Below are 21,061 nucleotides of genomic sequence, written 5' to 3'. Positions count from 1 at the left end.
CCGTGCGCGGTGACGGGGCCGTGGGGGGCCGTGCGGGGCCGGGTGGGGCTGCGGGGTCACCTGGGGGGAGTGCGGTCGCCGGGCGGGCCGGGTACGGGCCGCGTGGCCCTGTGCGGGCGGTGCGGGCGGTGCGGAGCCGCCGGGGGCGCGCAGGGGCGGCCCGGGAGCGGGAAACGGGGCGGGCCCCGGGGAGTGTTCCCCGGGGCCCGCCCCGTCGGTTGCCGGGCGGCCTGCGCCCGATCAGTGCCGAGAGATCATCACTTGCTGAAGCCGATGTTCTCGTAGATGTAGTCCGACAGGCCCGGGGCACCCAGGTTGGCGACCGTCTTCTTCACACCGAAGATGGCGGGGCGCTGGTACAGGGTGATCAGACCGGCGACCTTCCAGGCCTCCGCGTCGGCCTTGTTGATGGCCTCGAACTCGGCGTCGGTGGTCTGGGCCGAAGCCGCGTCCGCCATCGCCTTGTCCAGCTCGGGGCTGCCGACCTGGCTGTAGTTGGCGCCACCGTCGGTCTTGAAGTTCGCGGTCGAGGAGCTCGCCGGGAACGGGGTGCCGATCAGCGAGAACGCCGTCATGTCGAAGTCGAACTTGTAGATGTACTTGTCGAAGAACTCGTTCGACGGAGCGGTGAAGATGGTCACCTTGACGCCGACCTGCTGCAGCATCTGGGTGAGCATGGAGCCCTCGTTGGTCGCCACGGTCACGCCGGCCGGGATGACGAACTTGAGGTTGAGCTCCTTGCCGTCCTTCTTGCGGACGTCGCCCTCGAGCTTCCAGCCCGCCTCGTCCAGCATCTTCTTGGCGGCCTCGGGGTCGAACTTGCTCAGACCGTCCGAGTTGTCCTTGTAACCGTTCTGGTTCGGCACCAGGAAGTGGTTGTTCATCGCGACGGCCGGCCAGCCGAGGCCGTTCAGGTCCGACTTGGCGATGGTGTCGCGGTCGATGGCCTTGAAGATGGCCTGGCGGACCTTGACGTCGGTCAGCATCGGCGACTTGCCGTTGAGCATGAAGTGGCGGAAGTTCGGGCCGCCGGCCTCACGGACCTCGCCGTCCGCGGTCGCCTGGATCTGCTTGAAGCCGGAGGCGTCCGGGCCGTTGTTGTAGAAGTCGATCTCGCCGTTCTGGAACGCCTGCGGCATGGTGTTGGTTTCCATGGCCTTGAAGACGATCTTGTCCAGCATCGGCTTCTGGCCCCACCAGTTGGGGTCCGGCACGACGGTGGCGGTCTTGGCGGTCTGGTCGATCTTGTCCAGCTTGTACGGGCCGGCCGAGACCGGGATCTTGTCCACGTACGCGGTGTTGAAGGCGTCCGGGGTCGAGACGTACTTGGCCGGGAAGAGCGGCGCGTTGGCGGCGTTGTTGAACAGCGCCTGCCACTCGGAGAACGGCGTCTTGAAGGTCATGACGGCCTGGTAGTCGTCAACACCCTTGACGACGCTCTCGACCTGGTCGAAACCGGTGGTCGAGGTGGCCTTGAACGCCTCGTTCGAGCCGTTCTGGGACTTCCAGTTGGCCTCGATGTCCTGCCAGGTGATCGGCGTGCCGTCGTTCCACTTGGCCTTCGGGTTGAGGGTCCAGGTGACGACCTGCTTGCCGTCCTTGGTCTCGGCCTTGGCGTCGAGCAGGTAGTCCTTGTTCGGGGTCTGCGTGCCACCGGCGTCCGAACGCCAGAAGGTCGGCATGAGCGCCTTCATGACATCGGTGGTGGAGACCTCGTTGCCGTCCGCCTCCAGCGGGCTCCACTGGCTGGGGAGCTGGTCGATCGCCCAGTTGAGGGTGCCGCCCTGCTTCAGCTCGCTGCGGTCCTTCTCGTTGATGGCCCGCTGGGTCATCTTCGGGGCCTCGGACTTGGCAGGCGCGGCGGCGTCCCCGCCCGACTTGCTGCTGGAGCAGGCGGTGAGGGAGAGCGAGGCGGCGGCGATGGTGGCGACCAGCGCGACCGGAATCCGGGTGTGCTTCAAGGGAATCCCCCTGTGGTTACGGAACGGGTGATTGGAGCCCAGCGGTGCCGCCGGAGCGGATGGTGCTGGAGGGTTGGCAATGCGGCCTTGCGGGTGGGGCAGGAAGCGCCTGATGGGCGGCGCGGCTTTGTTTCGTGGGGGTGTCAGATCACTTCGAGGGCCGTCGCGAAGTGGCAGGCGGCCACGTGGTCGGCGGCCAGCCGGCTGTTCGCGGGGTCCTCGTCGTGGCAGCGCTGCTGCTCGCCCTCGGAGAGGGTCAGGAACTTCGGGCAGCGGTTGCGGAACCGGCATCCGCTCGGCACGTTGGCCGGGCTGGGCAGGTCACCGGTGAGCAGGATCCTGGTCCGCTCGCGCTCCCGGCGCGGGTCCGGGAGCGGGACGGCGGACAGCAGGGCCTGGGTATAGGGGTGGGACGGTGCGTCGAAGATCGACGCGGAGTCCCCGAGCTCGACGATCCGGCCGAGGTACATCACGGCGATCCGGTCGGCGATGTGCCGGACCACCGAGAGGTCGTGGGCGACGAACAGGTAGCTCAGGCCGAGCTTCACCTTGAGCTCGTCGAGCAGGTTGAGCACGCCGGCCTGGATGGAGACGTCGAGCGCGGAGACCGGCTCGTCCAGGATGACCAGCTTGGGCTCCAGGGCGAGGGCGCGGGCGATCGAGATGCGCTGGCGCTGGCCGCCGGAGAACTCCTGCGGGTAGCGGTCGGCGTGGTCGGGGTTGAGGCCGACCATCTCCAGCAGCTCGGGCACCCGGGCGGCGATCCGGTCCTTGTCCCAGTTGTGTGTCTTCAGCGGCTCGGCCAGGATGTCGCCGATCGGCATCCGGGCGTCCAGGGCCGCCATGGGGTCCTGGAAGACGATCTGCATGTCCCGGCGCAGCGCCTTGCGGTCGGCCCGGCCGAGGCCGCGCACGTCCTTGCCGAACACCGTGACGGTGCCGGCCTGACCGCTGGGCAGGTCCAGGATCTCCAGCAGGGTGGTGGTCTTGCCGCAGCCGGACTCGCCGACCAGACCGAGCGTCTCGCCCTCGCGGATGTCCAGCGTGATGCCGTCCACCGCCTTGACCACGCCGACCTTGCGCTTGATCACGGCGCCCTGGGTGAGCGGGAAGTGCTTGGTCAGGTTGTCGAGCTCCAGCACCTTCTCGCGCTGCTCGCGCGGCACGCTCGTCAGCTCGACCGCGGCCGGGATCTCGGGCACCGGGTAGATGGTGGCCGGGTCCAGCGCGCCGGCCAGCTCGTGGCTGCGGTGGCAGGCGGTCGGGTGGGTGTTGCCCTCCTTGACCGAGAGCACCGGCTCCACCTCGCGGCAGCGGTCGATCGCGATCGGGCAGCGGGCGGCGAACGGGCAGCCCTTCGGCAGCTCCACCATCGACGGCGGGGTGCCCTCGATCGGCGTCAGCGCCCGGCGCTCGGTGTTGTCCAGGCGCGGGATCGAACCGAGCAGGCCGATCGTGTAGGGCATCCGCGGGTGGTAGTACACCTCGTCGACGGAGCCGGACTCGACCGGCTTGCCGGCGTACATCACCTGGACGCGGTCGGCGAAGCCGGCGATCACGCCGAGGTCGTGAGTGATCATCACGATCGCCGCGCCGGTGACGTCCTGGGCCTTCTTCAGGACCTCGAGCACCTGGGCCTGGATGGTCACGTCGAGCGCCGTGGTCGGCTCGTCGGCGATGATCACCTTGGGGTCGTTGGCGATCGCCATGGCGATCATCGCGCGCTGGCGCATACCGCCGGAGAACTCGTGCGGGAAGTTGTCCACCCGGCGGCGGGGGTCCGGGATGCCGACCACGTCGAGCAGCTCGATCGCCCGGGTGCGGGCCTGCTCCTTGGTCATCTCCTGGTGGATCTGCAGCGCCTCGACGATCTGGGCGCCGACGGAGTAGACCGGCGTGAGCGCGGACAGCGGGTCCTGGAAGACCATGCCGATGTCCTTGCCGCGGATCTTCGACAGCTCGTTGTCCGACAGCCCCAGCAGCTCGCGCCCGGCGAGCTTGACCGAGCCGGAGACCTCGGCGGAGTCGGGCAGCAGGCCGAGCACGGCCATCGAGGAGACCGACTTGCCGGAGCCGGACTCGCCGACGATGCCGAGCACCTCGCCCGGGCGGACGGCGTACGAGACGCCGCGCACCGCGCGCACCTCGCCGGCCTCGCTGGGGAAGGAGACCTCAAGGTCCGTCACTTCGAGAACGGGCTGCGACTTGTCCAGCCGGGTGTCGGTCACCGGTCGGAGTCCTTCCTTGCTTCGGGGGGTGCTGTCGGCGGGCTGCGAGGGGACGGCCGCGCCGGTCATGACGTGCCCAGCACGTCGCGGGAGCCGCCGGCCACGGTGGCCTTGCGGTGGGCCTCGTTGCGCTCGGCCAGGGCCTTGCGGCGGCGGCCCTTGGACTTCGCACCGCTGGAGTTCGGGTCGAACGCGTCCCGCAGGCCGTCGCCGATGAACGCCACCGCGACACCGATCAGCACCAGGCAGGTGGCAGGGAAGTAGAACAGCCACTGGAAGGTGGGCGCGTTGGTGGTGTTGTCGGCGATGATCGTGCCGAGCGAGACGTCGGGTGCCTGCACGCCGAAGCCGAAGAAGGACAGGCCGCTCTCGCCGATGACCGCCGCGCCGACCTGGATCACCGTGTCGATGATCAGCAGGGAGGCCATGTTCGGCAGGATGTGCCGGAAGATGATCACGGGTCCGGGGACGCCCATGTACTTGGCGGCCTTGACGAACTCACGGTCCTTCAGGGTCAGCGTCATGCTGCGGACCACCCGCGCGGTGATCATCCAGCTGAACGCCGCCAGCAGCACCACGAAGATCAGCCAGCTGGCGTTGCGGAAGATCGGCGACAGCACGGCGATGATCAGGAAGCTCGGCAGCACCAGCAGCAGGTCGACGAACCAGGTCAGGCCCTTGTCCACCCAGCGGCCGTAGTAGCCGGCGAAGGCGCCGACGAAGCCGGCCACCAGGGTGCTGATGCCACCCACCAGCAGGCCGATCACCAGGGACTTCTGCAGACCGCGCATGGTCAGCGCGAAGAGGTCCTGGCCGCCCTGGTTGGTGCCCCACCAGTGGTCCCCGCCGGGCGGGGCGTTGAAGGCCATGTAGTCGTGGAACTTGTAGTCGTACTTGGTGAACGACGGGCCGACGTACGCGGCCAGGAACAGCAGGGCCAGGATGCCCAGGCCGACCAGGGCGAGCTTGTTGCGGGCGAACCGGCGAGCGGTCAGCTTGCCCCGGCTGGTCCGCTTCCTGACGGCGGCCGGGGGCTGCGGGGCGCCGGCCGTGGCGGTTGCCAGGGCGGCGACCGCCTCGCCGCCGGCGGCGGAGGTGTTCGACGGGGCGGGCTGGTTGGCGCTCATGATCTCTCCTCTACGGGTGTTCGGGTGCTCGGTCGGGACGGGAGTGCGTCAGCGCACTCGGACCCGGGGATCGAGCGCCGCGTAGAGCAGGTCGGACAGCAGACCGGCGATCAGCACCAGGCCGGCGGTGAACAGGGCGACCGCCGACGTGGTGTTGACGTCGTTGCGGGTGATCGAGTTGATCAGCAGCTCGCCCATGCCGTGCCAGCCGAAGGTCTTCTCGGTGAAGGTCGCGCCGATGAACAGCAGCACGATGTTGAACACCAGCAGCGGGACCACCGGCAGGATCGCGGTCCGCAGGCCGTGCTTGACCAGCGCCGCACGCCGCTTGAGGCCCTTGGCCCGGGCGGTGCGCAGGAAGTCGCTGCCGAGCACGTCGAGCATGGTGCTCCGCTGGTAGCGGCTGTACAGGGCGACCTGAAGGAGGATCAGGGTCAGGCCGGGGAGCAGCATGTGCTCGGCCCGGTTGCCCAGTGCGGCGAAGTCCCACCGGCCGGCGAACTCCGCGTCCGTCTCGCCGGTGAAGTGGATGGTGCCCGCGCCCAGGAACTTCATGGTCAGCAGCTTCAGGAACAGACCGAGCACGAAGACCGGCATCGCCAGGATGAAGAACGACGCCAGGGTCGTGAACCGGTCGAAGAACTTGTACTGCTTGATCGCGCCGATCGTGCCGAGCGCGACACCGCCGACCGAGCCGATCAGGGTGGCCAGCAGCAGCAGCCGGGTGGAGACGCCGATCCGGCGGCCGACCTCGTCGTTGACGGGCGAACCGTCGATCGACTTGCCGAGGTCGCCGTGGACGACGCCGTTGGCCCAGGTCGCGAACCGGCTGACGATGGGGGTGTCAGGGTTCATGTTGACGTCGTCGAGCGTCTTGCTGATGGTGCTCTTCGCCAGTGGCGGGTTGCGGCCCTCGTAGTTCGCCTGCGGGTGCAGGCTGAGCCCCGCGATGAAATAGGAGAGAGAAGCCGCGAGCGTGACCAGAATCAGATAATTGGCCAGCTTGCGAAGCATATAGCGACCCAAGGTGGTTCTCTCCCTCGTGCGGACCCGCGCTCACCGACGGAACAAGGCCCCCGTCTGCGCGATCCGTGAGGATGGCGGCCTCTGCACAGAGTGCCTTGGGGCGTCTCGAATGTCGGACGTTTGGTCAGAAAGTCGGTCGCCGCTGTGGAACGGCTCGCTGCCACATCTTGCTGACCTGGTGAAGACTTGTCGACCGGCGCTGGATCAAAGATTGGTAACGCCGGATCCAATCCTTGAGGTGGGGACCGGTTTTGACCATGGGTTCTTCGGCATGACCCGCAGGCCACAAGGGGTTTTCCAGGTCTGCACCGCCCCGGAACGTGCGGTTCCACTGGCGCGCAACACTTGAGCGCTTATGTCCGGTTATATACCGCCAATGGCGAGGATTCGCCAACAAAGGACCGCTGGTGAGCGGCTTGATTGACGATTGAACCTCTCGTGTTCCCACCGGCCACAACAATGGCTTGAACTCACAGCCATATGTCCGATATCCGGACGTCGGTGGTCGAAAGGCGTGGCACCCAAGGCACGAGGGCCGGGACCGATGGCTCGGTCCCGGCCCTCGCGGGGGAGTGACGTCGGGTCAGACGGTGAACTTGAAGACCCGGTCCTTGCCCGTCTTGTCGAGCGTGGCGGTGATCGCGTCGGCGACGTCCTGCGGGGTGATCGCCACCAGGGCGCCGTTCTTGCGGATCTTGGTGTTGGCGAACGCCGAGCCGACCGCGGCGTTCAGCTTGTCCAGGTCCCACTTGGGCACGATCTTGCCCGTGTCGTCCGGCGCCAGGGTGAGCGCCTTCGACGCGGTGACCTTGCCGAAGTCCCACTTCCTGGCCCCGGCGGAGACCGTGATCTGTCCGGCCAGCACCTGCTTGCCGAGGCTGTCCGCGGCCGCCTGCAGGGCGTCCTGACCGACCTTCGGCTGAGCGGCCGTCAGGTCCAGGCTGATCTCGCCGTCCGGCTGACCGGCCGCCCGGTTGCGGAAGGCCTGCTCGACCTGGTCCACCGCGCCGGAGGCGTTCAGCGTCTGCCCGGCCTTGCCCGGCACCACCTCGGTCTGCCCGGCCTCGGTGAAGCGGACGAAGCCCTCCTGCAGGCCCTGCCCGGACGAGGAGGCCAGACCGTCCAGCGCCGCCTTGAGCTTGGCCCGGTCGACCTTGACCTCCGGCGCGACGGCCTTGCTGCCGCCCGCCAGTGACCCGATCACCACGACCGGGTTGTAACTGTGCTTGGTGAGCGCGTCCACCGTCGCGGTGGAGTCGAAGCTCAGCCCGGCGCTGGCGGGGTCGAGGGTGACGCCCTGGCCGCCGACCTTCAGCTGGATCGGCCGCTGCGCGGTGGCGCCGATCGCCCCGTCCAGGGCGCTCACCGCCTGGTCACGGGTGTCGCCGCCGATGTCGGTGCCGAGCACCGTGGTGCCCTCGGGGATGTCCGCCTGGTTCATCATCAGGCCGGTGCCGTACGCCGCGGCGCCGGCGAACAGCAGACCGCCCACCGCGTACACGGCGAGCTTGCCGCCCTTGCCACGGGCCTTGGCGGGCTTCGCCGCGGCGGGCGCCGGCTGCTCGGCCGCGCCCTCGGCGGCGCCGCCCGCCTCGGGGTCGAACTGCGGACGGGCCGCGCCCGGCGCCGGCGGGCGCTGGGCACCGGCCGGCGAGGCCGCCCGGGGCGAGCCGGGGAACGGCTTGGCGGGCTCGAACGGCACATCGGCGAAGCGGCCGCTCGGCTGCTGGCCGTCGGCGGTGCGGGCACCGCCCGCGGGGTCCTGCGGCAGACCGGTGTCCGGCCGGCCGGGGAACGGCTGGGCGCCGTTCTGCTGGGCCTGGTTCGGCCGGCCCGGACCGGGGCGCCGGGCGTCCGAGGGCAGCAGGCCCGGACGCTGGGTCGCGAACGGGTCCGCGGGGGCGAACGGGTCCGACGGCGCGAACGGGTCGGTGGGCCCGAAGGGGTCGGACGGGGCGAACGGGTCGGCGGGGCGGGCCGCGCCGGGGCGCTCGGCGGCCGGCGGGCCCGGTATGCCGGCGGCCTGCGGCTCGTCCCGGAACGGCTCGAAACCACCGATCTGGGTGTCCTCGTGCTCCGCGCCGGGACGGGGCTGCCCGCCCTGGGGCGGCTGCCCGGGCCGGCCCTGCGCGGCCCGCGGCCCGCCCTGATCGGGTCCGGGGAACGGTCCCCGCCGGGCGCCGCCGGCGGTGCCGAACCGGTCCGCCGGGGCGAACGGGTCGGCGGGCGCGGCCGGCGCCTCGGCCGCGGGCTCCGGGAACGAAGGGGCCGCGAACGGGTCGTTGCCGTAGGGGTCGTTGCCGTGGGGCGCGGCCCGGCCCGGGCCGGCGGCGAACGGTTCCTGCGGGCCGGGGGCCGGCCGGGCGGCGGCGAACGGCGAGGCCGGGGTACCGGTCGGCCGCGGAGCGGACTCCTGAGCCGGCGCGGGCGCCGGGCGCGCACCCGGCGCGGCACCGGCCTGCGGACGGCCCGCGGCCTGGGCGGGCGCACCCGCACCCGCCGGCACCGGCGTGGCGGGCTCCTGACGGCCCTTCTGCCGGGGCCTGAACCACTCACCGGTCGACTCGGACTCGCTGGCCGCCGGGGCGGGGGCCGGAGCGGCCGCGGCAGGGGCCTGCGGGTCGTCCTGCCACTCGGGCGGCAGGTTGGCCGGGGGAGCGGACCGGGCGCCCTGGTCCATCACACCGAGCACCGGCGATCCGCCCGCGTCGGAGCGGTGCCGGGGCCCGGGCGGGCCCGCGGGCGGCTCGGCAGGGGAGTCCTCGTTCTTCATGGGCGAGCGCACCACGACCGGGGGGATCGGCCGGGAACCGGGGATGTTGATCCGCACCCGGGTGGTCAGCGTGGTCTCGGTCTTCGGAACGTCGTCGTCGGCCGGGACCTCGGCCGCGGCGGCGCTCCGCCCGGGCGGACCGAACTGGTCGGCACCGAAGCCGCCGGGAACCCCGACGCCGTACGGCGGGGTGCCCGACGGGTAGGCGTCCGGGCCCGGGCGACGGGGCTGCGGGTTGGCGCTGTCAGATTCGCGGCTGCTCAATGCTGCTCTGCTCCGGGTTCGCGCTCGGGCCGGGGCGCCGATCGCGGGTTGTGGGGTGTCCGCCCTGCCGAACGGCGACTGCCGCCGCGCGATGGAGTGGAGTGACCCCTCCGACACCAGCTTCTTCACGTGTTGGCTGCGGCAGCGGCGCTCGGCCACCGCAGGAATGAGCTCGAAGGTACCTTTCCGCCCTGCTCCCGAGGCCACCGGGGCCGCCGTGCGGCACCACCTTACTGGGAAGCGATCCCCGGCGACCTGGATCGGAATGAACCCGATACGCCCGAATGCTCCGGTATGGGACTACGGCCGGGGCGTTCTGACCGGCTGTCGCCGCTCCACCGGGGGCACCCCGAAGCCGTACCCCGACGAGGTCGGCAGGGTCGCGCAGACCACACCGCCGACCGAGCCGAAGAACAGGTAGAGATAGGAGGTCACCGCGGTGGAGATGACCAGATCCCCCTCCGGGCGGGGAGTCATCAGGACCAGCAGCACCGCGAACCAGCCCGCCAGCGGGATGCCCGCGCCCAGCTTCGTCCCGGTCACCCGCAGGCCCGCGTAGAAGACCGCGAAGGTGCCGGCCAGCGCCAGCAGCAGCCCGGCGGGCGCCCACAATGCCTGCACAAATGCTCCGCACAGCGACACCAGGGCGCCCAGGACGAAGAACAGCAGGTAGAGGGCGATCCGTCCGCCCCGCGGCGGCTGCGGCTCGGCCAGCCGCTCGGCCCGGCTCCCGAGCAGGGCCCGTACGAAACGCCTGATCACCGCAGCTCCTCCAGGTCGAGGCCGGCGAACAGGTCGGTCTCGGGCCGGCCCGGCCCGGCCTCACCGCGCGCCAGCTGGTAGTACTCGGTCGCGATCAGCGGCTGGCCGAGGCCGTTGCTGAGGGCGAAGAACGGGCCGTCGACGGTGATCTGCGTGGCGTGCGCCCGCATCGCGGCGGCCTTCGCGCCCGCGTACGCCGTCCCGTCCAGCACGGTGGTCACCACCGCGTCGTCCACCACGCCCGGGACGTCCGCGGGCTCGGCGACCCCGGGGAAGGGCGCCTTGGCGGCGGTCTCCCGCAGGCCCTGCTCGATCACCGAGCGGGGCATCCGGCAGTAGTAGACCTTGGCGATCCGCCAGGCCGGGCCGAGCCCGGGCCGGAACTCCGGGTCGGCCGCCAGCTCGTGGGCGCGCAGCGCGACCCGGTGGGCCTGGATGTGGTCCGGGTGGCCGTAGCCGCCGTTCTCGTCGTAGGTGACCAGCACCTGCGGGCGGACCTCGCGGACCACCGCGGCCAGCCGGCCGGCGGCCTCGTCGACCTCGGCCCGCCAGAAGCAGCCGGGGACGTCGTTCTCGGCGACCCCCATCATCCCGGAGTCGCGGTAGCGGCCCGGGCCGCCGAGGAAGCGGAAGTCGGTGACGCCGAGCTCGGCCATCGCCGCGGCCAGCTCCCCGATCCGGTACTCGCCGAGGGAGTCGTCCCGGTCGGCGGTGAGGTGGGCCAGCTCGGGCCCGATCACCTCACCGCCCTCGCCGAGGGTGCAGGTCACCAGCGTGACGCGGGCACCCTCGGCGGCGTAGCGCGCCATGGTGGCACCCGAGACGATCGACTCGTCGTCGGGGTGGGCGTGCACCAGCAGCAGGCGCCGGAGCGGCTGGTCGTCGGCAGCGGTCATGCCCGGCAGCCTATCGAGCGGGGCGGGGTCAGAGTTTCAGGTCATTGATCATCCCTGCGACGTTGCTGGTCACCTGCTGGATCGAAGGCGCGATCGAGCTGGACGCGAGGTAGAAGCCGAGCAGCGAGCAGATGATCGCGTGCGCGAGCTTCAGACCGGACCGGCGGATCAACAGCCAGACGATGACGAGCATCAGGACGGCGGCGGAGATGGACAAAGCCATTGCGGCTCACACCCCTTCTCGGGTGCGCCGCCCGCGGGCGGGGCGGCGGTCGGGACCTGCGGGGACCTGCGTCCGGCCCGGTGCCGGGAGGAACGGGACGTTCCGGCTCCGGGCCGATGGGACAACTCATACCCGATCGGTGAGTGCCGCATCACGCTCCGTGAGGCGCGCCGGGCGTGGCGGAGCCGCCCGGGCGGGGCGTTCGGCCCGGTGGCACCGGGGCCGGGCACCCTCCCGCCGAGGTTTCGGCGCGCTGCTCCGAACGAGTGATCACCGGGGACGTACCGCATAGGGTCTGGTGCCATGACCACCGAGAACCCCGCGGACACCTTCCCCCGGCAGTACGCGCGCACCCTGCGCTACACCGTCGGCGCGCCCCGCTCCTTCACCGTCGCACCCGACGGTTCCCGGGTCGCCTTCCTCCGGTCCGGCCCCGGCTCCGGCCGGGCCAACCTGCTCTGGACGCTGGACACCGCCACCGGTGAGGAGCGGGTTGCGGCCGACCCGGCCGCGCTGCTCGGCGGCGGCGAGGAGCACCTCTCGGCCGCCGAGAAGGCCCGCCGCGAGCGCAGCCGCGAGGGCTCGGCCGGAATCGTCGGCTACGCCCTGGACGGCGCCGCCGCGCTCGCCGCCTTCGCGCTCTCCGGACGGCTGTTCGCCGCCGACCTGGCGGCCGGCACCGCCCGCGAACTGCCCGCCGCGGGCCCGCTGCTCGACCCCCGCCCCGCGCCGGACGGCAGCCACGTCGCGTACGCCAACACCGCAGGCGAGCTGCGGATCACCCGGACCGACGGCAGCGGCGACCGGGCGCTGGCCACCCCCGAGCGGCCCGGTGTGACCTGGGGCCAGGCCGAGTTCATCGCGCAGGAGGAGATGGACCGCGACCGCGGCTTCTGGTGGTCCCCGGGCAGCGACCGGCTGCTGGTCGCCCGGGCCGACGACGCGCCCGTCCAGCGCTGGTGGATCGCCGACCCGGCCAACCCCGCCAGCACCCCCGCCGAGGTCGCGTACCCCGCCGCCGGCACCGCCAACGCCGAGGTCACCCTCTGGCTGGTCGGCCTGGACGGCACCCGCACCGAGGTGGGCTGGGACCGCGAGGCCTTCCCGTACCTCGCCCGGGTGCACTGGTCGGCCGGCAGCCCGCCGCTGCTCCTGGTCCAGGCCCGGGACCAGCGCAGCCAGCAGATCCGCACGGTGGACCCCGCGACCGGCGCCACCGAGCTGCTGGTCGCGGAGCAGGACGAGGTCTGGCTCGACCTGTTCCCCGGCGTCCCCGCCTGGACCCCGGACGGCCGGCTGGTGCGGATCGCCGACCAGGACGGCGTTCGGGCGCTGCTGGTCGGCGACCAGCCGGTCACCGACGCCGCGCTGCACCTGCGCTCGGTCGTCTCGGTCACCGAGGAGTCGGTGCTGTTCAGCGCCTCGGCCGGGGCCGCCGACCAGGAGCTGCCGCCCGGCTGGCAGGGCCTGTTCCGGGCCGGCGCCGACGGCGTGCGCCCGCTCGTCGCGGGCGCCGACGGCGCGGCCAGCGCCGTGCACGCCGGCGGCGTGACCGTGCTCGCCACCGCCTCCACCGAGCGCCCCGGCACCACCGTCCGGGTGCTGCGCGGCGACACCGAGCTCGCCACCATCGCCTCGTACGCCGAGACGCCGCTGCTCACCGCGCGGCCGCTGTTCCGCTTCGCGGGCGAGCGGCGGATCCCGGCGGCGGTGTTCCTGCCCACCGGCTACGACGCCGGACGCGACGGTCCGCTGCCGGTCCTGATGGACCCGTACGGCGGCCCGCACGGCCAGCGGGTGGTCCGGGCGCACAACCCGCACCTGACCTCGCAGTGGTTCGCCGACCAGGGCTTCGCCGTGGTGGTCGCCGACGGGCGCGGCACCCCCGGGCGCAGCCCCGCCTGGGAGAAGGCGATCGCCTTCGACGTCGCCACCGTCACCCTGGACGACCAGGTGGCGGCGGTGCAGGCGCTGGCCGAGGAGTTCCCGCTCGACCTCGGGCGGGTGGCGATCCGCGGCTGGTCGTACGGCGGCTACCTGGCGGCGCTGGCGGTACTGCGCCGTCCCGACGTCTTCCACGCGGCCGTCTCGGGCGCGCCGGTGACGGACTGGGAGCTGTACGACACCCACTACACCGAGCGCTACCTCGGCCACCCGGGCGAGCGGCCCGAGGTGTACCGGTCCAACTCGCTGATCGAGGACGCGGCGAAGCTGGAGCGCCCGCTGATGCTCGTGCACGGCCTGGCCGACGACAACGTGGTGGCCGCGCACACCCTGCGGCTCTCCTCGGCGCTGCTGGCCGCCGGGCGCCAGCACACCGTGCTGCCGCTGTCCGGGGTCACCCACATGACGCCGCAGGAGCAGGTCGCCGAGAACCTGCTGCTGCTCCAGGTGGACTTCCTCAGGAGCGCGCTGGCCGGCTGACCGGCCGCCGCCCTCCCACGGCCGGGACCCGCCCGGGTCCCGGCCGTACCCGTGACATCCGTCATGCCGCACGCACGAGCGCGGACACTGCCGGGCCACCCGCCCCGCCGGGGACCCTGGAGTGGTCGCAAGCACGGTGGAGAGGACGCGGGTGGGATGAGGACGAGGACAGGCACGGACGAGGTGGCCGCCTTCCGGGGCGTCAGCAAGAGCTACGGCACGGTCGACGCGGTCAGCGGGCTCGACCTGGTGCTGCGGCCCGGCGAGACGGTCGCGCTGCTCGGCCCGAACGGGGCGGGCAAGTCCAGCAGCCTCGACCTGCTGCTCGGGCTGCGCGAGCCCGACCGGGGCAGCGTCGAGCTGTTCGGCGGTCCGCCGCGGGCCGCGATCGAGGCCGGCCGGGTCGGCGCGATGCTGCAGAGCGGCGGGCTGATGAACGACGTCAAGGTGGCCGAGCTGGTGGCCTTCGCCTGCGCGATCCACCCGCGCGGCCACCGCCCGGAGCAGGTGCTGGCCGATGCGGGCATCACCGAACTGGCCGGCCGCCGGGTCGACCGGCTCTCCGGCGGCCAGGAACAGCGGGTCCGGTTCGCGCTGGCGGTGGCCGGGGCCAACGACCTGATCGTGCTGGACGAGCCCACCACCGGGATGGACGTCTCGGTGCGGCAGGCCTTCTGGGCCACCATGCGGGCCCAGGCGGACGCCGGGCGCACGGTGCTGTTCGCCACCCACTACCTGGAGGAGGCGGACTCCATCGCCGACCGGGTGCTGGTGCTGCACAAGGGGCGGCTGATCGCAGACGGCACCTCCGCCGAGATCAAGGCCAAGGCGGGCGCCCGCCGGATCGCGTTCGAGCTGCACCCCTCGGACGGCCCGGTCGAGGAGCGCCTGCTGCGCTCCCTGCCGGGCACCGTGGGCCTGGACGTCACCGGCCGGCCGGACGGCGTGCGGACGGTGCGGATCCGCTCCACCGACGCGGACGCCGACGTCGCCGCCCTCTACCGGGCGGGGCTGTACCCGCGCGGCCTGGAGGTCACCGGCCTGGGCCTGGAGCAGGCCTTCCTGACCATCACCGGCGAGCACGACGCCGCCGGGCGCAGCGAGTTCGCGAAGGAGAGCGCGCGATGACCACCCTGATCCGGCTGGAGATCCTGCGCACCCTGCGCAACAAGCGGTACCTGATGTTCACGCTGCTCTACCCGGCGCTGCTGTACGTCTTCTTCATCAGCGCCTACAGCGGCGGCACGGTGGCGGGCGGGGTCCCGGCGAAGTCGTACTTCATGGTCTCGATGGCCACCTTCGGCGCGGTCGGCGCGGTTCTGACCGGCTCCGCCCAGCGGATCTCGCTGGAGCGCAAGAGCGGCTGGGTCCGCCAGCTGCGGCTGACCGCGCTGCCCGGGCGGGCGTACACCCTGGGCAAGATCGCCTCCTGCGCGGTGACCACGCTGCCGGCCATCGCGGTGGTCTTCGCGATCGGCGCGGTCGAGGGCGTCCGGCTGCCGGCCGCCCAGTGGCTGGGGCTGGCGCTGGCGCTGTGGCTCGGCAGCTTCGTCTTCGCGGCGCTGGGCGTGGCGCTCGGGTACGCGGCCGAGCCGGACGCGGTGCAGCCGGCGGTGATGATCGTCTACATGCTGATGGCGCTGTTCGGCGGCACCTGGTTCCCGGTCTCCGACTCGCTGAAGGCCTTCGCCCGGTTCAACCCGGTGTACCTGTACAACCAGCTGGCGGGCTTCACCCGGCCCGGGCAGTCGCTGGACACCGGGGCGGTGGCGGGGCTGGCCGGGTTCCTGGTGGTGTTCGTGGCCGCCGCGGCCGTCCTGTACCGCAGGGACAGCAAGGCGGCATGATGGCCACCATGCCGAAGCCGATCCCGTCCCACCGTCCCGTCGAGCACGGGGAGGAGGGGCGGGGCGGCGGTGCGTTCGCGACCATGCCCGGGGCGCCGGTGGACGGCCGGCGCCAGCTGGTGGTCAAGCTCAGCTGGATGTCGCTGTGGATGGTCTACCTGGTCTACCCGGTCCAGGACCTCGTCCGGGGCGGCCACGGCACCGCGGCCGTGGTGGCCGGCTCGGTGGCGCTGGCGGCCTTCGTCACCTCGTACCTGGCGCTGGTGGCGATCCGCACCACCAAGCCCGACGAGTGGTCCGGCAAGTACGGGGTGGTCGCGGCGATGCTGGTGATCGCGGTGGTGACCTCGATCACGCTGGGGCAGGCGTGGCTGACGCTGTTCACGTACGCCTCGGTGTGCGTGGCGGTCGTGCTGCCGACCCCGCTGGCGCTGCGCGGGGTGGCCGGCGTGACCGTGCTGGCGCTGGTGATCGCGCTGCTGACGCACGCCGACGGCGACACCCTGTTTGCGATCCTGCTGCCCTGCTTCCTCAGCGGTCTGGCGATGACCGGCCTGCAGCGGCTGGTGTCCACGATGAAGGAGCTGCGGGAGGCGCGGGCGACCGTGGCCCATCTGGCGGCCTCCGAGGAGCGGCTGCGGCTCGCCCGTGACCTGCACGACCTGCTCGGGCACTCGCTCTCGCTGATCACCATCAAGAGCGAGCTGGCGGGCCGCTTCATGGACCAGGACAAGCAGGAGGAGGCGCGGACCCAGGTCGCCGACATCGAGAAGGTCGCCCGGCAGTCGCTGATCGACGTCCGGGAGGCGGTCAGCGGTTTCCGGCGGCCCACCCTGGCGGTCGAACTGGCCGCCGCCCGGACGGCGCTGGCGACCTCGCAGATCACCCTGGAGGCGGCCCCGGCGGTGGCCGAGGGCCATCCGGCGCTGGGCGCCGAGGAGGCGGGGGCACTGGCCTGGGCGCTGCGCGAGTCGGTGACCAACATCGTCCGGCACGGCGCCGGGGCGAGCCGCTGCACCGTGACGCTGGACGAGGTGTGGGAGGGGGACGGCGAGCGCTTCGTCGTCCTGGAGATCACCGACGACGGCCGCGGTCCCGGCAAGTCCGGTCCCGGGAACGGGCTTTCGGGGCTCGGCGAGCGGCTGCAGCTGGTCGGCGGCCGGCTGGAGAGCGGTGCCGGGGAGCGGGGCAGGGGATTCAGGCTGCGGGCGCTGGTGCCGTTGCGCACCGTGGCGGCGGGCACGGCCGATAGTCTGCCGAAATGATCAGAGTTCTGCTGGCGGAGGATCAGGGGATGGTCCGGGAGGCGCTCGCCGCGCTGCTCGGGCTCGAGGGTGACATCGACGTGGTCGCCCAGGTGTCCCGCGGCGACGAGGTGGTGGCCGCGGCCGTCGCGCACGAGGTCGAGGTGGCCGTGCTCGACATCGAGATGCCCGGGATGACCGGCATCGAGGCCGCCGCCGAGCTGCGCCGGCAGCGGCCCGCCACCAAGATCGTGATCGCCACCACCTTCGGCCGGCCGGGCTACCTGCGCCGCGCGATGGAGTCCGGCGCGGACGCCTTCCTGGTCAAGGACGCGCCCGCGGCCGAACTGGCCGAGGCGATCCGCCGGGTGCTGCGCGGCGAGCGGGTGATCGACCCGACGCTGGCCGCGGCCGCGCTGGCCGAGGGCGCCAACCCGCTGACCGGGCGCGAGCGCGACGTGCTGGCGGCGGCCGCCGACGGCTCGGTCAACGCGGACATCGCCAGGCGGCTGCACCTGTCGGAGGGCACCGTGCGCAACTACCTGTCGATGGCGATCCAGAAGACCGCCGCCCGCAACCGCACCGAGGCGGTCCGGGTCGCCCGTGAGAAGGGCTGGCTCTGACCGCTTCCGCTGACCCGGAAGCCCTTCTCCCGCAGGTCAGTTGAGCCGGTGCCGGGCCGACCTGGCCTCCTGGCGGGCCCGGGCGGCGGCGTCCGGGTCGAAGGCGTCCAGGATCTGCGCGTAGGCGTCCATCTCACCCGCGCCGGCCAGGAAGTCGCCGGTGCGGACCAGGAGTTCGGCGCGTTCCAGGCGCAGCTGGGCCGGGTGCCGGGGGAGCAGCAGGGCGAGCTCGGTGGCCCACAGCTGGGTACGGGCGTGCTCGGGACGCTCCGCGGCCCAGCTGCGGATGTTCCCGAGTACCCGCAGCACCAGGTCCAACGGCTGGGCCGGGGTGAGCAGTTCGGTGCTGAACCGCTGGCCGGCGGCGTGCACCAGCTTGGCCGCGTCGGCCAGGTCGAGCAGCCGCCCGCCGTGGAACGGATCGGCCAGGACGAAGTCGTCGCCGCCGCCCGGACCGCCCACCGCGACGATGAAGTGCCCCGGCAGGGCGATCCCGTGGACGGTGAGGCCGGCCCGGTCGGCGACCGCCGTCCAGACCAGCGACAGCATGATCGGCAGTCCGCGCCGGCGCCGCAGCACGTCCGGCAGCAGCGAGGACTCCAGCCGCCGGTAGTCCGCCTGCCGTCCGTGGAAGCGCTCGCGCCCGCCGAGGACGGCGGCCAGCAGCGCCGCGGTCTCCTCCGGCCCGCCGGGGCAGCGCTCGGCGACGGCGCGGCGGATCGCCGCGGCGTGCCGGTCGAGCGCAGCGTGGCAGGCCGAGAGCAGCTCGTCCAGGGTCGGCGGTTCCTCGGGGCCGTCGGGGCGGCCGAGGTCGCCCAGGGTGTGCTCGGCGGCGGCCAGCAGGCAGAGCAGCACCGGGTCGGGGTGCTCGGCCCTGGCCGCGGCACGGAAGCGGGATCTGCTCTGCTCGGTCACAGCAGCCTTCGTCGGTACGGGATGGTCGGGGCGGAACTCAGCTGTGCCCCCGCGGGGAGAGGCGGGCGTAGTGGTAAGTGTGACTGGTCGCGAAGCCCAGCCGGTCGTAGAGCGCCAGGGCGCCGTGGTTGTCGGCCTCGACCTGGAGGTAGCCGCCGCGCGCGCCCTCCTCGGCGGCCCGGGCGGCGAGTACGCCGGTCACCGTGGTCGCCAGCCCGCGCCGGCGGGCGTCGGGGGCGACCTCGATCGCGCTGAAGCAGGCCCAGTCGCCGTCCACGGCGAGCCGCCCGATGGCGAGCGGCGGCGCGTCCGGCCCGGGGCCGGGGACGGTGGCGAACCAGACCGACGGCCCGCCGTGGATCACCTGCCGGGCGGCACGCTCCACCGCGGGGTCGGCCGTCACTCGCCGGTAGAGCGACATCCAGCCGGAATCGGCGGTCCGTGCCAGCCGGACGGCCTGCGGCTCGCGGGCGAGGCGGGCCAGCTCACCGAGCGGCGCGACCCGGACCTCGGTGGCCGCCAGTGCGGCGCCGGCACGACCGAGTTCCGCCGCCAGCTCCGGCGGCGAACCGGGGTCGACCACCTCGACGTACGCGGGCAGACCGCGGGCGGCGTACCAGGCGCCCACCCGCTCCAGGGCGTCCGGCAGCGGCAGCCCCGGGTCGCCGAGCGCCTGGACCGAGTTGGCCCGGCGGGTGAAGCCGGCCGACGCGCGTAGCGTCCACTCCCCGAGCGCCTCCTGCTCGACGGCGGGCCAGCCGGCCGCGGCGATCCGCTGCAGCTCGACGGGCGTGGCCTCGGGCAGCGGGGTCCGGCGGGCCGGGAACGGCGGCACGGTCCTGCCCGCGACCAGCAGGTCCTCCGGGAAGCCCACCGGGTCGCCGCTGCGCGGAACCACGGTCAGTCCATGATCGTTCCAGGATTCGAGCACCCCGATCACATCGCGGAACACCGGACGGCCGCCGACCGGCTCCGACAGGCGGCGGACGGACACCCGTCGGCCCACGTCAGAACGGTCTATCCGGACCTCCGGACGGTCCGTGGCCGGGATTCCACCTGTCATCAGGGGCACCTCCTGTGCATTTGTGGTCTCTGACCCGCGATACTAGGTGCGGGCATCGACGACGCCGCGCTCACCCGCGCGACCGAGTAAACAGTAGGGCGGCAGCCCTTCCGAGGAGGAACGACAGCGTGACCTACGTCATCGCGCAGCCTTGTGTCGACGTCAAGGACAAGGCGTGCATCGAAGAGTGCCCGGTTGACTGCATCTACGAGGGCAAGCGCTCTCTTTACATCCACCCGGATGAGTGTGTCGACTGTGGTGCGTGCGAGCCGGTCTGCCCGGTCGAGGCGATCTTCTACGAGGACGACACTCCGGAGGAGTGGAAGGACTACTACAAGGCGAACGTCGAGTTCTTCGACGACCTCGGCTCGCCGGGCGGGGCCTCGAAGCTCGGTGTGATCGACTCTGACCACCCGTTCATCGCCGCTCTGCCGCCGCAGAACGCCGAGCACTGATCGGTGGCAGCACAGCTGTGAGCATCGAGAACAGCAAGCGCGCGCCGCTCCCGGGCCACCCGGGGGCGGCGCGCCGCGTGTCCGACCTGCTGCCGGTCTTCCCCTGGGACCGGCTGGAGCCGTACAAGCAGACGGCGCTCGCCCACCCCGGCGGCCTGTGCGACTTCTCCGTGGGCACCCCGGTGGACCCGGTCCCCGAGCTGATCCAGAAGGCGCTGGCCGCCAGCACCGACACGCCCGGCTACCCGACCGTCTGGGGACCGCTGGAGCTGCGCGAGGCGATCGCCGGCTGGCTCGGCCGCCGGCTGGGCGCCAGGATCGGCCCGCAGGCGGTCCTGCCGACCATCGGCTCCAAGGAGCTGGTGGCCTGGCTGCCCGGGCAGCTCGGCCTCGGCCCCGGCGACCAGGTGGCGTACCCGCGGCTGGCCTACCCGACCTACGAGGTCGGCGCCCGGCTGTGCGGGGCCGAGCCGGTGGCGTACGAGTCGGTCGACGAGCTGGACCCGGCCAGGGTCCGGCTGCTGTGGCTGAACTCGCCGTCCAACCCGACCGGCCGGGTGCTGCCCGCCGCCGAGCTGCGCCACGCCGTGGCGTGGGCGCGCGAGCACCGGGTGCTGCTGGTCAGCGACGAGTGCTACCTGGAGCTCGGCTGGGAGGCCGAGCCGGTGTCGGTGCTGCACCCCGAGGTGTGCGGCGACGACCACGAGGGCCTGCTGGTGGTCCACTCGCTGTCCAAGCGGTCCAACCTGGCCGGCTACCGGGCCTCCTTCGTGGCCGGTGACCCGGTGGTGGTCAAGGAGCTGCTGGAGATCCGCAAGCACGGCGGCATGATCGTGCCGGCCCCGGTGCAGGCGGCCACCGTCGCCGCGCTGGCGGACGACGCGCACGTGGCCGAGCAGCGGGCCCGCTACGCGGCCCGGCGCTCCGCGCTGCGGGCCGCACTGGAGGCGTACGGCTTCCGGATCGAGCACTCGGAGGCCAGCCTGTACCTGTGGGCGACCCAGGACCGGCCGTGCTGGGAGAGCGTCGCGGAGCTGGCGGCGCTCGGCATCCTGGTGGCGCCCGGCGACTTCTACGGTCCGGCCGGGGACCGCTTCGTGCGGGTGGCGTTCACCGCCACCGACGAGCGGGTGGCCGCGGCGGTGGAGCGGCTGACCGCCTGAGGGCGCGGGACCGCCGGGACCGACGGGATCGAGGCGACCCGGCAGGTCGTCGAGGGCTCCCCGCAGA

General features: G+C 72.7%; 17 protein-coding genes. 7 read left to right on the top strand and 10 right to left on the bottom strand.

The window, feature by feature from the left end; translation table 11 throughout:
• Positions 1-257: 257 nt before the first annotated feature.
• From AB0D08_RS12870 to AB0D08_RS12835, 8 genes are all read right to left on the bottom strand, one after another.
• Positions 258-1,961: an ABC transporter family substrate-binding protein gene (locus AB0D08_RS12870; protein ID WP_051814476.1), complete on the bottom strand. Its 1,704-nt coding sequence runs from the start codon at positions 1,959-1,961 to the stop codon at positions 258-260.
• A gap of 143 nt (positions 1,962-2,104) precedes the next feature.
• A complete protein-coding gene (locus AB0D08_RS12865; RefSeq protein WP_033826229.1) occupies positions 2,105-4,189 on the bottom strand; it encodes an ABC transporter ATP-binding protein in 2,085 nt (694 codons plus the stop codon).
• A 65-nt stretch (positions 4,190-4,254) separates the two neighbouring features.
• Positions 4,255-5,316, bottom strand: coding sequence for an ABC transporter permease (locus AB0D08_RS12860; RefSeq protein ID WP_082527300.1), 1,062 nt, complete (start codon positions 5,314-5,316; stop codon positions 4,255-4,257).
• Positions 5,317-5,364: 48 nt separating this feature from the next.
• Entirely contained in the window at positions 5,365-6,330 is a 966-nt protein-coding gene (locus AB0D08_RS12855) for an ABC transporter permease (protein WP_033826228.1), read from the bottom strand.
• A gap of 595 nt (positions 6,331-6,925) precedes the next feature.
• The gene (locus AB0D08_RS12850; RefSeq protein ID WP_359888330.1) at positions 6,926-9,379 is read right to left on the bottom strand and encodes a hypothetical protein; all 2,454 of its coding nucleotides are present in this window, start codon (positions 9,377-9,379) and stop codon (positions 6,926-6,928) included.
• Between the two features lie 300 nt (positions 9,380-9,679).
• On the bottom strand, positions 9,680-10,141 hold the full coding sequence (locus AB0D08_RS12845) for a DUF6113 family protein (RefSeq protein WP_359888327.1): 462 nt from the start codon (positions 10,139-10,141) through the stop codon (positions 9,680-9,682).
• On the bottom strand, positions 10,138-11,037 hold the full coding sequence (mshB, locus tag AB0D08_RS12840) for an N-acetyl-1-D-myo-inositol-2-amino-2-deoxy-alpha-D-glucopyranoside deacetylase (protein ID WP_359888325.1): 900 nt from the start codon (positions 11,035-11,037) through the stop codon (positions 10,138-10,140). Before mshB ends, AB0D08_RS12845 begins: the two co-directional genes overlap by 4 nt.
• A gap of 28 nt (positions 11,038-11,065) precedes the next feature.
• A complete protein-coding gene (locus AB0D08_RS12835) occupies positions 11,066-11,260 on the bottom strand; it encodes a hypothetical protein (protein ID WP_033820767.1) in 195 nt (64 codons plus the stop codon).
• A gap of 303 nt (positions 11,261-11,563) precedes the next feature.
• On the opposite strand from AB0D08_RS12835, the gene AB0D08_RS12830 reads away from it, so the two are divergent.
• The 5 genes from AB0D08_RS12830 (at position 11,564) to AB0D08_RS12810 (ending at position 17,398) form a co-directional block, all read left to right on the top strand.
• Complete coding sequence (locus tag AB0D08_RS12830; protein WP_359888323.1) at positions 11,564-13,684, top strand: alpha/beta fold hydrolase; 2,121 nt, start codon at positions 11,564-11,566, stop codon at positions 13,682-13,684.
• A gap of 156 nt (positions 13,685-13,840) precedes the next feature.
• On the top strand, positions 13,841-14,812 hold the full coding sequence (locus AB0D08_RS12825; protein WP_359888320.1) for an ABC transporter ATP-binding protein: 972 nt from the start codon (positions 13,841-13,843) through the stop codon (positions 14,810-14,812).
• Positions 14,809-15,531: an ABC transporter permease gene (locus tag AB0D08_RS12820; protein WP_033820765.1), complete on the top strand. Its 723-nt coding sequence runs from the start codon at positions 14,809-14,811 to the stop codon at positions 15,529-15,531. Before AB0D08_RS12825 ends, AB0D08_RS12820 begins: the two co-directional genes overlap by 4 nt.
• Positions 15,532-15,539: 8 nt before the next feature.
• On the top strand, positions 15,540-16,796 hold the full coding sequence (locus AB0D08_RS12815) for a histidine kinase (protein WP_158515510.1): 1,257 nt from the start codon (positions 15,540-15,542) through the stop codon (positions 16,794-16,796).
• Complete coding sequence (locus AB0D08_RS12810; RefSeq protein ID WP_033820764.1) at positions 16,793-17,398, top strand: response regulator transcription factor; 606 nt, start codon at positions 16,793-16,795, stop codon at positions 17,396-17,398. Before AB0D08_RS12815 ends, AB0D08_RS12810 begins: the two co-directional genes overlap by 4 nt.
• 36 nt (positions 17,399-17,434) lie before the next feature.
• Here the strand turns inward: AB0D08_RS12810 and AB0D08_RS12805 are convergent, their stop codons facing one another.
• Positions 17,435-18,313 (bottom strand): transglutaminase-like domain-containing protein, encoded by an 879-nt coding sequence (locus tag AB0D08_RS12805; protein WP_033820763.1) that lies wholly within the window; start codon positions 18,311-18,313, stop codon positions 17,435-17,437.
• Between the two features lie 37 nt (positions 18,314-18,350).
• Positions 18,351-19,376: a GNAT family N-acetyltransferase gene (locus AB0D08_RS12800; RefSeq protein ID WP_033820762.1), complete on the bottom strand. Its 1,026-nt coding sequence runs from the start codon at positions 19,374-19,376 to the stop codon at positions 18,351-18,353.
• Positions 19,377-19,504: 128 nt separating this feature from the next.
• Here AB0D08_RS12800 and fdxA point away from each other — a divergent pair, with 128 nt between their 5' ends.
• Together fdxA and dapC are read left to right on the top strand one after the other, a co-directional pair.
• Positions 19,505-19,831: a ferredoxin gene (gene fdxA / locus AB0D08_RS12795; protein WP_033820761.1), complete on the top strand. Its 327-nt coding sequence runs from the start codon at positions 19,505-19,507 to the stop codon at positions 19,829-19,831.
• Positions 19,832-19,848: 17 nt separating this feature from the next.
• The gene (gene dapC / locus AB0D08_RS12790) at positions 19,849-20,994 is read left to right on the top strand and encodes a succinyldiaminopimelate transaminase (RefSeq protein WP_359888315.1); all 1,146 of its coding nucleotides are present in this window, start codon (positions 19,849-19,851) and stop codon (positions 20,992-20,994) included.
• Positions 20,995-21,061 lie beyond the last annotated feature (67 nt).

It is taken from the genome of Kitasatospora sp. NPDC048540, assembly GCF_040651175.1.
GTDB lineage: Bacteria > Actinomycetota > Actinomycetes > Streptomycetales > Streptomycetaceae > Kitasatospora.
This window is presented reverse-complemented; position numbering and strand designations above follow the sequence as displayed.